This window comes from Streptomyces sp. NPDC090021, from assembly GCF_044748225.1.
Taxonomy (GTDB): domain Bacteria; phylum Actinomycetota; class Actinomycetes; order Streptomycetales; family Streptomycetaceae; genus Streptomyces.
The window spans coordinates 74,851-89,426 of sequence record NZ_JBIVFO010000028.1; the positions used below are offsets into that span (position 1 = coordinate 74,851).

General features: G+C 71.1%; 13 protein-coding genes and 1 pseudogene. 8 read left to right on the top strand and 6 right to left on the bottom strand.

The genetic code is table 11. The features are described 5' to 3' along the window. Positions 1–268 precede the first annotated feature (268 nt). Positions 269–826 (top strand): annotated as a pseudogene (locus ACIPXC_RS22735) (aldo/keto reductase); the annotation flags it as partial. 200 nt (positions 827–1,026) lie between these two features. Here ACIPXC_RS22735 and ACIPXC_RS22740 read toward each other — a convergent pair. Next, on the bottom strand, positions 1,027–1,170 hold the full coding sequence (locus ACIPXC_RS22740; protein ID WP_157879769.1) for a hypothetical protein: 144 nt from the start codon (positions 1,168–1,170) through the stop codon (positions 1,027–1,029). Positions 1,171–1,466: 296 nt separating this feature from the next. Further along, complete coding sequence (locus ACIPXC_RS22745; RefSeq protein WP_401621101.1) at positions 1,467–1,733, bottom strand: hypothetical protein; 267 nt, start codon at positions 1,731–1,733, stop codon at positions 1,467–1,469. Between the two features lie 176 nt (positions 1,734–1,909). Here ACIPXC_RS22745 and ACIPXC_RS22750 point away from each other — a divergent pair, with 176 nt between their 5' ends. The 4 genes from ACIPXC_RS22750 (at position 1,910) to ACIPXC_RS22765 (ending at position 6,694) form a co-directional block, all read left to right on the top strand. Next, complete coding sequence (locus ACIPXC_RS22750; RefSeq protein WP_401621104.1) at positions 1,910–2,902, top strand: helix-turn-helix domain-containing protein; 993 nt, start codon at positions 1,910–1,912, stop codon at positions 2,900–2,902. A gap of 352 nt (positions 2,903–3,254) precedes the next feature. Continuing rightward, the gene (locus ACIPXC_RS22755; RefSeq protein WP_401621106.1) at positions 3,255–3,428 is read left to right on the top strand and encodes a hypothetical protein; all 174 of its coding nucleotides are present in this window, start codon (positions 3,255–3,257) and stop codon (positions 3,426–3,428) included. Between the two features lie 206 nt (positions 3,429–3,634). Further along, positions 3,635–5,068: an FG-GAP-like repeat-containing protein gene (locus ACIPXC_RS22760; protein WP_401621108.1), complete on the top strand. Its 1,434-nt coding sequence runs from the start codon at positions 3,635–3,637 to the stop codon at positions 5,066–5,068. An 87-nt stretch (positions 5,069–5,155) separates the two neighbouring features. After that, complete coding sequence (locus tag ACIPXC_RS22765) at positions 5,156–6,694, top strand: peptidoglycan DD-metalloendopeptidase family protein (RefSeq protein WP_401621111.1); 1,539 nt, start codon at positions 5,156–5,158, stop codon at positions 6,692–6,694. Positions 6,695–6,772: 78 nt separating this feature from the next. Here the strand turns inward: ACIPXC_RS22765 and thpR are convergent, their stop codons facing one another. The 3 genes from thpR to ACIPXC_RS22780 all read right to left on the bottom strand — a co-directional run bounded on the left by thpR (position 6,773) and on the right by ACIPXC_RS22780 (position 9,356). Then, positions 6,773–7,399: an RNA 2',3'-cyclic phosphodiesterase gene (thpR, locus tag ACIPXC_RS22770; RefSeq protein ID WP_401621114.1), complete on the bottom strand. Its 627-nt coding sequence runs from the start codon at positions 7,397–7,399 to the stop codon at positions 6,773–6,775. Between the two features lie 134 nt (positions 7,400–7,533). After that, the gene (locus ACIPXC_RS22775) at positions 7,534–8,892 is read right to left on the bottom strand and encodes an MFS transporter (RefSeq protein WP_401621116.1); all 1,359 of its coding nucleotides are present in this window, start codon (positions 8,890–8,892) and stop codon (positions 7,534–7,536) included. Positions 8,893–8,918: 26 nt separating this feature from the next. Then, positions 8,919–9,356, bottom strand: coding sequence for a MarR family winged helix-turn-helix transcriptional regulator (locus tag ACIPXC_RS22780; protein WP_030662370.1), 438 nt, complete (start codon positions 9,354–9,356; stop codon positions 8,919–8,921). 130 nt (positions 9,357–9,486) lie between these two features. Here ACIPXC_RS22780 and ACIPXC_RS22785 point away from each other — a divergent pair, with 130 nt between their 5' ends. Beyond that, a complete protein-coding gene (locus ACIPXC_RS22785) occupies positions 9,487–9,669 on the top strand; it encodes a ribbon-helix-helix protein, CopG family (RefSeq protein WP_183067875.1) in 183 nt (60 codons plus the stop codon). Between the two features lie 18 nt (positions 9,670–9,687). Here the strand turns inward: ACIPXC_RS22785 and ACIPXC_RS22790 are convergent, their stop codons facing one another. Further along, complete coding sequence (locus tag ACIPXC_RS22790; RefSeq protein WP_401621119.1) at positions 9,688–11,148, bottom strand: NCS2 family permease; 1,461 nt, start codon at positions 11,146–11,148, stop codon at positions 9,688–9,690. 139 nt (positions 11,149–11,287) lie between these two features. Between ACIPXC_RS22790 and ACIPXC_RS22795 the strand changes: the two genes are divergently transcribed. Then, positions 11,288–11,569 carry a DUF2530 domain-containing protein gene (locus ACIPXC_RS22795; protein WP_401621122.1) on the top strand — a complete coding sequence of 94 codons (282 nt, stop codon included), beginning with the start codon at positions 11,288–11,290 and terminating at the stop codon, positions 11,567–11,569. 530 nt (positions 11,570–12,099) lie between these two features. Then, positions 12,100–14,562: an HAD-IC family P-type ATPase gene (locus tag ACIPXC_RS22800; protein WP_401621125.1), complete on the top strand. Its 2,463-nt coding sequence runs from the start codon at positions 12,100–12,102 to the stop codon at positions 14,560–14,562. The last annotated feature ends 14 nt before the right edge of the window (positions 14,563–14,576 follow it).

A 14,576-nucleotide genomic window follows, 5' to 3' on the forward strand; every position in this document is an offset into this window, starting at 1 on the left:
GCGCTACACGCGGGAGCGATGCCTATCGGTCTTGGTGGATGCGGCACGGGACCGGGGCGCCCTTCCTCTTCTGGAAGAGGTGAGGAGGGATGACGAGGCAAGCGGCCCCGGAGCGCGGTGACACGACGTCCAGCCGCTTCGCTCGGATGACGGCATTGGTCGCGCTCTAGTCCGACAGGGGCTGCTTCTCCTTGCCCAGCAGAGAGGCCAACTTCCCCGGGCCGAAGCTCGCGTGGCCCTGGCAGTCGGCCCATCCGAGAGCAGCGAAGTGGACGCGGTCATCCAGCAGGGCAAGGTCCTCTACGCAGGGTCGTCGAACTTCCCCGGCTACAAGATCGCCCAGGCCAACGAGACGGCCGCCCGGCGCGGCATGGTCGGCCTGGTCAGCGAGCAGTGCCTCTACAACCTCGCCGAGCGGCGCGCCGAGATGGAGGTCATCCCGGCGGCCCAGGACTACGGCCTCGGGGTCATCCCGTGGTCGCCGCTGCACGGCGGGCTGCTGGGCGGGGTCATCAAGAAGGAGGCCGTCGGCGGCCGACGGGCCTCCGGGCGGTCGGCGGACGCCCTCGCGAACAGCACCGTGCGCGCGCAGGTGCAGGCGTACGAGGACCTGCTGGACAAGCACGGCCTGGAGCCGGGCGAGGTCGGGCTGGCCTGGCTGCTGACGCGTCCCGGGGTCACCGGGCCCATCGTCGGGCCGCGTACGCCGGAGCAGCTCGCCTCGGCGCTGCGCGCCGTTGAGCTGGAGCTGGGCGAGGACGTGCTGGCCGGGCTGGAGGAGATCTTCCCCGGTCCGGGGCCGTCGCCGGAGGCCTTCGCCTGGTAGGCGCCGCCTTGCGGCCGCCGTAGGGCCTACTGGCCGGTGGCGGCCGCCACGGCGACGACGAGGAACATCAGCACGAGCACGCCGGCCATCACACGGTTTCTGGTCTTGGGATCCACCCGTCGAGCGTAACGCGGCAGCCCCCGCATCATGGACGCAGGGGCTGTGCCGTGGTGGGTGCGCTGCCGGCCGTGGCCGGACGGTCACTGCCAGCTCATGTCACCGTTCTGGGCGGCGACCGGGGGCTTCGCGGCGGAGACCGGGGCCGCGGAGGCGACGGCCGGGGCGCCGAGGACGAGGGCGAGGGCGACGACCGCGGCGGCCTTGACGATGCGGGTGGTGTTCATGATGTCCGGTGTCCCTTCGGAGGTGCCGTGAGGCGGCGTGTCGGTGGCTTCCCGGTCGGTCCCGCGCCCCGCGGTGGCGTTGTCCCTTTCCGGTGAGACATAGCTAAGCCGCAGCTCAGCGGGGGGTGAAGGGATATCGGCTGGCCCAAACCGTCCGTGGACGGATGAGGACACGGACGAGGGCGCTGACGAGGGCGCTGACGAGGGCACGGACGAGGGCACGGACGAGGGCACGGATGAGGGCGGGGGCCGACCCGGGGGCCCGGCCCGAACCGGCCCCGGACAGCCCGGCGGAGTCAGCCGCTCCGCTGCTCCAGCAGGGCCGGCGGCATCAGCGGGACGCCGACGTCCAGCAGGTGCGCGGGGGGCAGCACCCGCGCGCCGAGCAGGCGGCGGCAGACGGACTCGGCGTGCCGCTCCGCCTCCTCCAGGGAGGCCGAGAGCAGGTAGAAGCCGAGGGTGAAGTGCTCCGCGGACTGCGGGTGCACGGCCAGGTGCTCCACCCGGTCCCGCGGGCGCAGCCCGGCCCGGGCGGCCTCGCGCAGGTCATGGGGCACTACCACCGGAGGGACCGTCCGCAGACGGGCATGGACGAGGTACATGCCTCCACGGTCGCCCCGCCGGACCCGTGCGAAACACCGATCCGGCTGGCCGTTTGTGGCCGTGGACACATCTGGCCAGGCGACGCTTCTTTGAGATGATCTTCTTGTTGAAGTGCCAACGGGGTGGGGGGAACCACATGTTGACCGAACTGGGCCTCGATGCGAGCGCCGAGGCCGTCTACCGCGCCATGCTCATGGAACCCGGGTCGGGCGTCGCCGCGCTCGCCGGTGCCGTGGGGATCGATGAGGGCGACGTACGCGAGGCCCTGGACCTGCTGAGCGAGCTGGCCCTGGTCCAGCCGTCGGCCGACGACAGCGGGCGGCTGCGCGCCGTCTCCCCGGACATCGGGATGGAGATCCTGATGGCCCGGGGGCAGGCGGAACTCGCCGCGCAGCAGCAGCGGCTGGAGGCCTCCCGGGCCGCCGCGGCCCGGCTGATCTCGGAGTACTCGGAGCTGCGGCCGGCCGCCCGGCATCCGGGTGTGGAGCAGCTCATCGGCCTCGACGCGGTCCGTGACCGGCTGGTCGCGCTGACCCGGGAGACGAAGGAGGAGCTCCTGGCGTTCTCGCCGGACGCCACGCTGAGCGAGACGGCCCTGGCCGCGTCCCGCCCCCTGAACAGGACGCTGCTCGAACGCGGCGTCCGCATGCGCACCCTCTACCTGGACAGCGTGCGCAACAGCCGCCCCTCCGTCGAGCACGCCAACTGGCTCACGGAGCTCGGCGGCCAGGTCCGTACGGTGGCGTCGCTGCCGACGCGGATGCTCATCGTGGACCGCAGGACGGCGCTGATCCCGGTGAGCGACGACTCCTCGGCGGGCGCGGTCGTCCTGACCGGGCACGGCATGCTGGTCGCCCTCTGCGCGCTCTTCGAGTCGACGTGGGCGGCGGCGCAGCCGCTGGCGGAGGTGGCGGTCCTCGGGCCGGACGGCCTGACCGCACAACAGGCCGCCGCGGTGCGGCTGTTGGCCGAGGGGCACACGGACGACGCGATAGCCAAGCGGCTGGGTGTCTCCTCGCGCACGGCCCGGCGCATCGCCAACGAGCTGATGGAGCGGCTCGGCGCCCGCAGCCGCTTCGAGGCCGGGGTCAGGGCCGTCCAGGAGGGCTGGCTGCCCACGCGCGCCTAGGCTCGTTCACGGCCGTCACGGCCGTCACGGCCGTCACGGTGTACCGGAGCCGCCCGGCGGGACCACGAGCGTGGTCCCGCCGGGCGGCTTCCGTGTGTACGGGGTGGAGAGGGCGGACGGAGGGGCCGGATCAGGCCACCGTGGACAGGTCCGGCCATGGCCCGTTCGGGCCAGTCGATCTCTCTTCCGTCCGGCCCGGGCAGCGGCGAATCTATTGCTTGTCAGCGGGGCAGCCCCCCGGGGACAAGCACCGAAGGCCCTGAAAGCCCTTCAACGGACGCCACCGCGGGACGTCCTGGGGCGATGGGTTCAAGCCATCAGATCATTTCGTTTAGGAAGGACGAAGCACCCCATGCGTACTGGAATCCTCAGGGCCACCGCGGTCGTCGCCCTCACCCTCGGCATCACCTCCGTCGCACCGATGGCCTCCGCCCACGCCCCGGCCCACCCGGTCCCGACGACCGGACCGGCCGGCCCGGCGGGCACCCCGCTCACCCCGCTCACCGCGGTGACCGGCCCCCGCTAGGCACGCCGCGCCCGCACCACTCGCACCACTCGCAGGATCCCCAGGACCGCTGTACCTGCAGGACAGCTGTCCGTCCGGCACACCTCGCACCGCGTACACCGCACCGCGTACACCGCATCTCGCGCTTCGCACCTCGCACGACCGCCGGTCGAGCCCTCACTCCCGGCCCTCCAGACCTCCTGACCCACCAGAACCGGAGCACAGCCATGTCCCGACACCTGCCCAGAACCCGCCACGCAGCCGTCGCCGCACTGATCGCCGGCGCCGTCGCCGCCGGCACCGTGGTCGCCGTCGACTCCGCCGCGGTCGCCGCACCGGCTGCCGCCACCGCCGCATCCGCCGCGAACCCCGACTACGGCAGCCCCGGCCAGGGCGAGGAGGGAGGGGTCGACGGGGAGTTCCGGGCGAGCACCTTCGCCGCGGCGGCCACCACGCAGATCACCCGCAGCTCGGTCATCGCCCGGGCCAAGAGCTGGGTCGGCATCGGCCTGGACTACAACAGCGGCGACCGTCACGGCGGATACCGCACGGACTGCTCGGGTTACGTCTCGATGGCCTGGGACCTGGACTTCCAGCCGGCCACCGACACGTTCGCCGCCCGCGGCGTGACCGAGTCGATCACCAAGTCCGAACTGAAGCCGGGCGATGCCCTCCTGGACGACGACCCGGGCTCCTCCGGCCACGTCGTCCTCTTCGAGAAGTGGGCCAACTCCGACCGTACGCAGTACTGGGGCTTCGACTTCACGCCCAGCGGTGTCCACCACCGCGTCTACGACTACCCGTACTACCCGGGCTACGGCCCCTATGCACCCGTCCGCTACAAGAAGATCGTCGACGACGTGACCACCCCGCCGGCGCCCAAGCCCGGCATGACCGACCTCGTCGCGGCCGACATCAACGGCGACGCCGTGGACGACGTGGTCGGTGTCGAGGCCTCGACCGGCAAGCTGTGGCTCTACAAGGGCGCCTCCAACGGCACCATCGCCTCCGGCGGCAACCGCGTCCTGATCGGCTCGGGCGGCTGGAACGGCATGTCCAACCTGGCCGCCGGCGACTACAACGGCGACCGCAAGGACGACATCGTCGCGGTGGAGGAGGCCAGCGGCAAGCTGTACCTCTACCCGGGCACCGGCAGCGGTCTCTCCTCCCGCAAGGAGATCGGCTCCGGCGGCTGGAACGGCATGTCCGAGCTGATGGGCGGTGACTTCAACGGCGACGGCAAGGCCGACGTCGCCGCCGTCGAGAAGTCGACGGGCAGGCTGTGGCTCTACAAGGGCAACGGCACCGGATCGATCGGCGGCGGCAGCAGCCGCGTACTGATCGGGTCCGGCGGCTGGAACGGCATGCACGACCTGGTCGGCATGGACGTCGACAGCGACGGCAGGACCGACGTCGTCGGGGCGGAGACCTCGACGGGCAAGCTCTTCCTCTACAAGAGCAACGGCACCGGCCTGGTCGCCCGCACGGAGATCGGCTCGGGCGGCTGGAACGGCATGAACGACCTCATCGGCGGCGACTTCACCTCGAACGCGAACGACGACCTCGTCGGCGTCGAGAAGGCCACCGGAAAGCTCTACCTCTACCCGGGCACCGGCACGGGTCTGGGGGCGCGCAAGGAGATCGGCTCCGGCGGCTGGTAGCCACCGCGCATCTCCCCGCTCTCCTTTCGCAACACCCCTTCCCCGAAACTCCTTTGGGCACTCTCGTGCCGGTTTGGAAGCATTCCCATGTCTGTTGAGACCACCACCACCTCCACCATCTCCGCCCCCATCGCCTCGCCCCTCTCCCGCCTGATGTCGCGCCGGGTCCGCATCGCCACCGGCCTCGTATGCGCCACTGTCGCCGCGGTCGCCCTCTCCGCCGGCGGCGCGAACGCCGACGGCGGTCCGGCGGACCCGCACGGTGACATGACCGAGCTGACGGCGGCCGACCTCGGCCTGCCCGAAAGCGCGCCGATGATGGCCATGGCGGCCACCTCGGGCGACGACCGCCCGGACTTCCAGATGCCGTTCAAGTGCGGCGAGACCTGGCAGGGCGCCTCCCGCGCCCACCACAGCCCCACCGCCAACGCGATCGACTGGACGCAGGGCGGCTCGACCGTCAACTCCCCGGTCGTGGCGAGCGCCGACGGCGTCGTGTCCAAGGTGAAGGACCTGGGCGGTTCCAGCTACGGCAAGTACGTGGTCATCAACCACGGTGGCGGCTGGTCCACCGTCTACGCCCACCTCAACGGCTTCAACACCTCCACCGGTGCCACGGTCAAGGCCGGACAGCAGATCGGCATCGTCGGCAGCACCGGCAACTCCTCCGGCGCCCACCTGCACTACGAGCAGCGCCACGACCTGGTCGACCGGCCCACTGTCTTCAACGGCAGCGCCTTCGTCGGCACCGGAACCTGGTCCAAGTCGCTGACCAGCAAGAACTGCGGGACCAAGGCGCCGGAGCCGAAGCCCGAGGGCCCCGGTGACGGGGGTACCGGCTCCACCGGCATGGTCGACCTGGCCTCGGCCGACCTCAACGGCGACAACGTGGTCGACGTCGTCGCGGTGGAGGCGTCCACCGGCAAGCTGTGGCTCTACAAGGGTGCCTCCAATGGCACCATCGCCTCCGGCGGCAACCGCGTCCTGATCGGTTCGGGCGGCTGGAACGGCATGTCCAACCTGACCGGCGGCGACTTCACCGGTGACGGCAAGGACGACATCGCCGCGGTGGAGGAGTCCACCGGCAAGCTGTGGCTGTACAAGGGCGCCGACAACTCGACGATCGGCTCCGGCAGCAGCCGCGTCCTGATCGGTTCGGGCGGCTGGAACGGCATGTCCAACCTGACCGCCCTCAACCTCAACGGCGACAAGATCGCCGACCTGGCGGCCGTCGAGAAGTCCACCGGCAAGCTGTACCTCTACCCGGGCAACGGCACCGGCCTGAACACCCGCAAGGAGATCGGCTCCGGCGGCTGGAACGGCATGTCGAACCTGACCGGCATGGACCTCAACAACAGCGGCCGCCAGGACCTGGTCGCGGTGGAGAAGTCCACGGGCAAGCTGTTCATGTACCCCGGTGACAAGGGCTACCTGAGCCCGCGCGTCCTGATCGGTTCGGGCGGCTGGAACGGCATGTCCGACCTGATCGGCGGCGACCTGCTGAACTCGCAGCAGTCGGACGACCTGATCGCGGTCCAGAACTCCACCGGCAAGCTCTACCTCTACCCGGGCACCGGCTCGGGCACCCTGGGCGCGCGCAAGGAGATCGGTGTCGGCGGCTGGTAAGCAGCGGCTGAGCAGCGCCTGGTGAACACCTGAAGCCGAAGACACGTGAGGCGGCCCGTCCCTGCAGGACGGGCCGCCTCACGGCGTTCGCAGCGGCCAGGCGCGTACGGTCTCGTAGCGGGGCTGTTCACCCGGCACCCCGCTCACGGGCAGGTGGCTGCGGACCAGGCTGAGCGTGTCCACCTGCCAGGCCGTGCCCTCGAAGCCGGCGAGGGCGTCCAGGTACGGGCGCAGGGGCGTGGCGGTAGCGGTACGCCCGTCGCCGTGCGCGTGCCCGTGCCCGTGGCCGTGCGCATGCCCGTGGCCGTGGGCAGGGGCGTGGTTGCGGGCCAGGGTGAGGTGCGGGGTGTACCGGCGGTGCTGCTCCATCGGGATCCCGGCCCGCCGCGCGGCGGCGTCGGCCCGGTCGGCGAGCAGGCGCATGGCGTCGAGATCCCCGGCGGCGCCGGTCCACAGGGCGCGGTCGCCGAAGTGCCCGCAGCCGTGCAGCCGCAGGGTGAAGGGCGCCGTACGGTGGGCGGCCCGCTCCAGGCGGGCGTACAGCTCGGGGAGCGGGCCGTCGCCGACCTCGCCCATGAAGGCGAGCGTGAAGTGCCAGCCGGCCTGCGCGGTCCAGGTGAGCCGGTCGTCGCGGAGCGGCCGTACGGCTTCGAGCAGCTCGGCGACGGCCTCCTCGGGCGGCAGCACGGCGGCGAACAGTCTCATGCGGTGAGCGTATGCCCTGGGCGCCGTCGGCTGCGGGGGTTCCGCCCGTGGTGCCGGTCCGGCCCCGGCGGGGATCGGGGCCGAGCGCCGTGGGGCGCCGGGCCGGACCCCCGCCGGAGGCGGCCGACGCCTCCTCAGGCCACCGTCACCAGTTCGCGGCGGTGCGGGACGGCCGGAACGAAGGTCACCCCGTGGCGGCCGACCCGCAGCCGGAGGTTGCCGACACGGGCCAGGACGACGCCGACGGCCACGGACGCGGCCAGGGAGATCAGGGCGCCCGAGGCCATGCCGACGCGCGCTCCGTAGGTGTCCGTGATCCAGCCGAGCAGCGGGGCGCCCAGCGGGGTGCCACCGGTGAAGACCATCATGAACAGGGCCATGACCCGGCCGCGCATCTCGGGGTCGGTGGCCATCTGCACGCTGGAGTTGGCGGTGACGTTGACCGTCAGGCCGAAGACGCCGATGGGCACGAGCAGCGCGGCGAACAGCCAGAAGCCGGGGGCGAAGGCCGTCACGAGCAACAGTACGGAGAACAGTACGGCCGCGGCCACCAGCAGCCGCAGGCGGGAGTGTCCGCGCCGGGCCGCGAGCAGGGCGCCCGCCAGGGAGCCGGCCGCGATCAGGGTGTTGAAGAGTCCGTAGGTGCCCGCGTCGCCGTGGAAGACGTCGCTCACGAATGCCGACAGCCAGATCGGGAAGTTGAACCCGAAGGTGCCGATGAAGCCGACGAGGACGATCGGCCAGACCAGCTCGGGCCGGCCGGCGACGTAGCGCAGTCCTTCGCGCAGCTGCCCCTTGGCGCGGGGCCGCGGCTCGACGGGGTGCAGTTCCTTCGTGCGCATCATCAGCAGGCCGGCGATGGGCGCGGCGAAGGACAGGCCGTTGAGCAGGAAGGCCCAGCCGGAGCCGACGGCGGTGATCAGCACGCCCGCGATCGCCGGACCGACCAGCCGCGCGGACTGGAAGTTGGCCGAGTTGAGGCTGACGGCGTTGGCGACCTGGTCCTTGCCGACCATCTCGGGGACGAACGTCTGCCGGGCCGGGTTGTCCACGACGGTGATCAGACCGAGGAGGAGGGCCGCGAGGTAGACGTGCCAGACCTGGACGTGTCCGGCCAGGGTGAGGGCGGCGAGTGCGATGCCGGTCAGGCCCATCGCGCTCTGGGTGGCGAGGAGCAGGGGCCGCTTGGGCAGCCGGTCGGCGAGTACGCCACCGTAGAGGCCGAACACCAGCATCGGCAGGAACTGCAGGGCGATGGTGATGCCGACGGCGGAGGCGGAGCCGGTCAGTGAGAGGACCAGCCAGTCCTGGGCGATGCGCTGCATCCAGGTGCCGGTGTTCGAGACGACCTGCCCGGTCGCGAAGAGCCGGTAGTTCCGGATCCTCAGCGAGCTGAACATCGAGTTCCTGCTCGCGGGTGCCGCGGGTCGCGCGGCGGTAGTGGTGGTGGATATGTGGCCGGGTGCGGAGTCTGCTCCGTTTCCCGTACTCAAAAGCGTTCGCCTCCTGGCGTCGTTCCCTACAGGTGCGCGAGCTTCTCCAGGACGGGTGCCGCCGCGCGCAGCTTGGCCCATTCGTCCTCGGTCAGCTCTGCCGCGAGCCCGGCCAGGAAGGCGTTGCGCTTGCGGCGGCTCTCTTCGAGCATCGCCTCGGCCTCCTCCGTCTGGCGGACCACCTTCTGGCGGCGGTCGTCGGGGTGCGGTTCCAGCGTGACCAGTCCCTTGGCTTCCAGCAACGCGACGATGCGCGTCATGGACGGCGGCTGGACGTGCTCCCGCCGGGCCAGCTCGCCGGGTGTGGCCTGGCCGCAGCGGGCGAGGGTGCCGAGGACCGACATCTCGGTCGGGCTCAGCGACTCGTCGACGCGCTGGTGCTTCAGGCGCCGCCCCAGCCGCATGACGGCGGAGCGGAGGTCGTTCACGGCGGCAGCGTCGTCGCCATGGGAGAGGTCAGGCATGTACTTAGAATAACTCATTACTCTCGCTAAAGAACACCGGATTTCTCCGGCCCTGTGGGGGTCACTCGTACGGGTGAGTCGGCGGCCGAAAGTGACCCGCGTGCGCCCCCTCTGCCCCGACTCTTTCGGCATGGGGACACATGTGCTGAGCATGCGCATAGACGGGGAGCTCCTCGAGAGGCTCCGGATCCATGCCGCCAAACGCGGAATGAGCGTCCAGGACTACGTGGTCCGGACGCTCATTCGCGACGACTTCGACGAGCGCTTCAAGGCGGCCGTCGACGAGACGGAGAAGTTCTACGGGCTGACGTGAGCCCGCCCGTGGAGTCGGCTAGCCGAGGCCGAGGGTGGGCATCGCGTAGTAGAAGACGAACACCGCCGACACGACGTACATGGCGGTCGGGACCTCGCGGCCCCGGCCGGTCGCCAGGCGCAGCACGCTGAAGGCGATGAAGCCGATGCCGATGCCGTTGGTGATCGAGTAGGTGAAGGGCATCATCACCATGGCCAGGAAGGCCGGGACGGCGATGGTGAAGTCGCTCCAGTCGATGTCCCTGACCGATCCCGCCAGGATCAGGAAGCCCACCGCGACCAGCGCGGGCGTGGCGGCCTGCGACGGCACCATGGTGGCCAGCGGGGTGAGGAACAGCGCCACGGCGAAGAGGCCGCCTGTCACGACGTTCGCCAGACCCGTACGGGCGCCCTCGCCGACACCTGCCGTGGACTCCACGAAGCAGGTGGTCGCCGAGGAGGAGGTCGCGCCGCCCGAGGCGACGGCGAGGCCGTCGACGAACAGGACCCGGTTGATGCCGGGGAACTCGCCGGTCTTCTTGTCGATCAGCTTGGCCTCGTCGCCGACGCCCAGGATCGTGCCCATGGCGTCGAAGAAGCAGGACAGCAGCACCGTGAAGACGAACAGGATGCCGGTCAGCAGTCCGACCTTGCCGAAGCCGCCGAACAGGCTGACCTCGCCGACGAGCCCGAAGTCCGGCGAGGCGACCGGGTTGCCGGGCCAGGCCGGGACGGTCAGCCCCCAGCCGGAGTCGGGCAGGTCGGCGACGAGCTGGACGACGACCGCGACCAGGGTCATGGCCACGATGGAGATCAGGATCGCGCCCGGGACCTTGCGGATCAGCAGGGCGAGGGTGAGCAGCGTGCCGATCGCGAAGATCAGGACGGGCCAGCCGAGCAGGTGACCGTCACTGCCGAGCTGGAGCGGGACCGTGGTGTGCGCGGCGTCCGGAATGCGGGAGACGAAGCCGGAGTCGACCAGGCCGATCAGCATGATGAACAGGCCGATGCCGATGGCGATGCCCTTGCGCAGGCCCAGGGGGACGGCGTTCATGACGCGCTCGCGCAGCCCGGTGGCGACCAGCAGCATCACCACGAAACCGGCCAGGACCACCATGCCCATCGCGTCGGGCCAGCTCATCCGCGGGGCGAGCTGCAGCGCCACGACGGTGTTCACGCCGAGGCCGGCGGCGAGTGCGATGGGGACGTTGCCGATGACGCCCATGAGGAGCGTGGTGAAGGCGGCCGTCAGGACGGTGGCCGTCACGAGCTGGCCGCTGTCGAGCTGGTGCCCGTACATGTCCTTCGCGCTGCCCAGGATGATCGGGTTCAGCACGATGATGTACGCCATGGCGAAGAAGGTAGCGAAACCGCCGCGGACCTCGCGGGCGACGGTCGAACCGCGCTCGGAGATCTTGAAGAAGCGGTCCAGTCCGCCGGAGGGTTCCCGGCGGGCGGGCTTCGGAGCGGCGGGTGCGGGGGCGGGGGCCGGGGTGCTCATACGGTCCTCATTGGTGGTTCATACGAAGAAAATGGGCCGCGCCCAAACCGTTTCAGTATGAACACATCAGGGAATGGCCGTCCATCTCCGCGCGTAGACCGTGCGGGGGGTCGTTCCGGCGCCCGCTTAAACTTGCGACATGGCGAAATGGATTGCGAAGCACGAGGCGCCCGAGCCCCTGGAGGGCCCCGTCGTCGCGACGGTCACGGGTGGCACCATCCTGTGGTTCGCCCTCTTCGTGGTCCAGCTGCCCTTCTACGGGTGGTTCGCCGACCGCGGCCAGCTGTGGTGGGTCTGGACCTGCGCGGCCGGCGGCTTCCTCGGCCTGATCGGCATCTGGTACGTCCGAGGCCGCGACGCAGCCCTCAAGCGCCACGCCGCCGCCACAGCCGAAGCGCAGGCTCCGCAGGACACCCCGTAGGTTCCGAGGCCGCTCCGTCGGGCTTGCCCGAGGGGTGGGGGCACTCCGGGACGTCCCCGCAGGCCGAGCGAACCCACCGCTGCCCGGCGGGCCGGTCCCGCCAAGGGTTCGCGAGCCGAGGAGACGTCCCGGAGGGGCCCCGCCCCGCCCCGCCCCGAAGTCCGCCGCTCCTCGCCGCCCGCTCCTCGCTCCCCGCTCCCCGCTCCCTGCTCCCTGCACCTCGCTCCTCGCTCCTCGCTCCTCGCTCCGCGGCCGAGCCGCCCGAAGCCGTGCCTCCGCGGTGCCGCCCCCTCGCGCCCGAAGCCGTGCCTCCGCGGGGCCGCCCCAGCGCGGCCGAGCCGCGCCCGCGCCGGGGCGCCCCGCACGGGCCCGGCCCGGCCCCAGCCCGGCCGGACCGGGGCCGCGCCCCGCAACCGGCTCCCCGCGGGGCGCGACGGGCTCCTACCAGCGGACGATTCGGGTCATCCCGAAGTCGCTTCTTCGGGCTTCCCGGCGGGTGAAGCCATCCGACCCCGCTTACCGTCGAAGGCATGACGGAGCGGGCGAGGATCGACCACGACGGGCGGGAGCCGAGCGGCGGACCCGGCACGGCCATCGACGCCGGGGCGGAGCTGGACCCCGTACACCCCGTGCGGCCACCGGCGCCCCGCTTCAAGCCCGGCGGTCTGACCACCGCCGAGGTCGCCGAACGCGTGGCCCGCGGCGACGTCAACGACGTCCCGGTGCGCTCCTCGCGTTCCACCGCCGACATCGTCCGCGGCAACGTCTTCACCCGCTTCAACGCGATCATCGGCGTCCTCTGGGTGATCATGCTCGTCGTCGCGCCGATCCAGGACAGCCTCTTCGGCTTCGTGATCATCGCGAACACCGGTATCGGCATCATCCAGGAACTGCGCGCGAAGAAGACCCTCGACGGCCTCGCCGTCATCGGCGAGGCCAAACCCAGCGTCCGCCGCGACGGCCGGACCGCCGAGATCTCCACCTCCGAGATCGTCCTCGGCGACGTCATCGAACTCGGCCCCGGCGACAAGGTCGTCGTCGACGGGTCCGTGGGCGAGGCCGACGGCCTGGAGATCGACGAGTCCCTGCTCACCGGTGAGGCCGACCCCGTCCTGAAGAAGCCCGGCGACCAGGTCATGTCCGGTTCCTTCGTGGTCGCCGGCGGCGGCGCGTTCACCGCCACCAAGGTCGGCCGCGAGGCCTACGCCGCCCAGTTGGCCGAAGAGGCCTCCCGCTTCACGCTCGTCCACTCCGAGCTGCGCTCCGGCATCTCCACCATCCTCAAGTACGTCACGTGGATGATGATCCCGACCTCCATCGGCCTGATCATCAGCCAACTCGTCGTCAAGGAGAGCAACCTCAACGACGCCATCGCCCGGACCGTCGGCGGAATCGTGCCGATGATCCCCGAGGGGCTCGTCCTCCTCACCTCCGTGGCCTTCGCGATCGGCGTCATCCGCCTCGGCCGCAAGCAGTGCCTCGTACAGGAACTGCCCGCCATCGAGGGCCTCGCCCGCGTCGACGTGGTCTGCCTCGACAAGACCGGCACCCTCACCGAGGGCGGCATGGACGTCACCGAGCTGCGGCCGCTCGGCGGCACCGACCCCGCGTACGTCAAGAAGGTGCTCGGCGCCCTCGGCGAGTCCGACCCGCGCCCCAACGCCAGCCTCCAGGCGATCATCGACGCCTACCCCGACAGCGCCGAGTGGCGGTGCACGGAGTCCCTGCCCTTCTCCTCCGCCCGCAAGTACAGCGGCGCCAGCTTCAGCGAGGGCGACGGCGAGAACAACACCTGGCTGCTCGGCGCCCCCGACGTCCTGCTGCCCGCCGGGGATCCCGCCCTCGACGAGATCAACGACCTCAACGAACAGGGCCTGCGCGTCCTGCTGCTCGCCCGTTCCACCCGCGAACTGGACGACGAGGCCGTCGCCACCGGTGTCAGGCCCACCGCCCTGGTCGTCCTGGAACAGCGGCTGCGCCCCGACGCCGCCGACACGCTGCGCTACTTCGAGGACCAGAACGTCAGGGCGAAGGTCATCTCCGGCGACAACGCGATCTCCGTCGGTGCGGTCGCCGGCAAGCTGGGCCTGCCCGGCGCCGAGAACACCGTCGACGCCCGCGGGCTGCCCACCGAGCGGGCCGAGATGGCCGAGGTCCTCGACGGCAACTCCGTCTTCGGACGCGTGACCCCGCAGCAGAAGCGGGACATGGTCGGCGCCCTCCAGTCCAGGGGGCACACCGTCGCCATGACCGGCGACGGCGTCAACGACGTGCTCGCCCTCAAGGACGCCGACATCGGCGTCTCGATGGGCTCCGGCTCGGAGGCCACCCGCGCGGTCGCGCAGATCGTCCTCCTCAACAACAGCTTCTCCACCCTTCCGTCGGTGGTCGCCGAGGGCCGCCGGGTCATCGGGAACATCACGCGCGTGGCCACCCTCTTCCTCACCAAGACGGTCTACTCCGTCCTGCTGGCCATCCTGGTGGTCTGCTCGCAGGTCGAGTACCCCTTCCTGCCGCGCCACCTGACGCTGCTCTCCACCCTCACCATCGGCATCCCGGCCTTCTTCCTGGCGCTGGCCCCGAACAAGGAACGCGCGAGGCCGCACTTCGTGAGACGGGTGATGCGGTACGCGATCCCCGGCGGTGTGATCGCGGCGACGGCCACCTTCGTCACGTACCTGATCGCCCGGCACCACTACACGGGCGCGGAAGCCCTGCCCGCGGAGACCAGCGCGGCGACGCTCACGCTGTTCCTCACCTCGATGTGGGTCCTCGTGATCATCGCCCGCCCGTACACGTGGTGGCGCGTGGCCCTGGTGGGCGCGATGGGCGGCGCCTTCCTGATCGTCCTGATCGTGCCGTGGCTCCAGGACTTCTTCCAGCTCAAGCTGGTGGGAACCACGATGCCGTGGACCGCGGTGGCGGTCGCGGCGGCCGCCGCGACCCTCATCGAGTTCACCTTCCGCTGGGTGGACCGCAGGTTCCCGGCCTGACCGGTACGGTACGA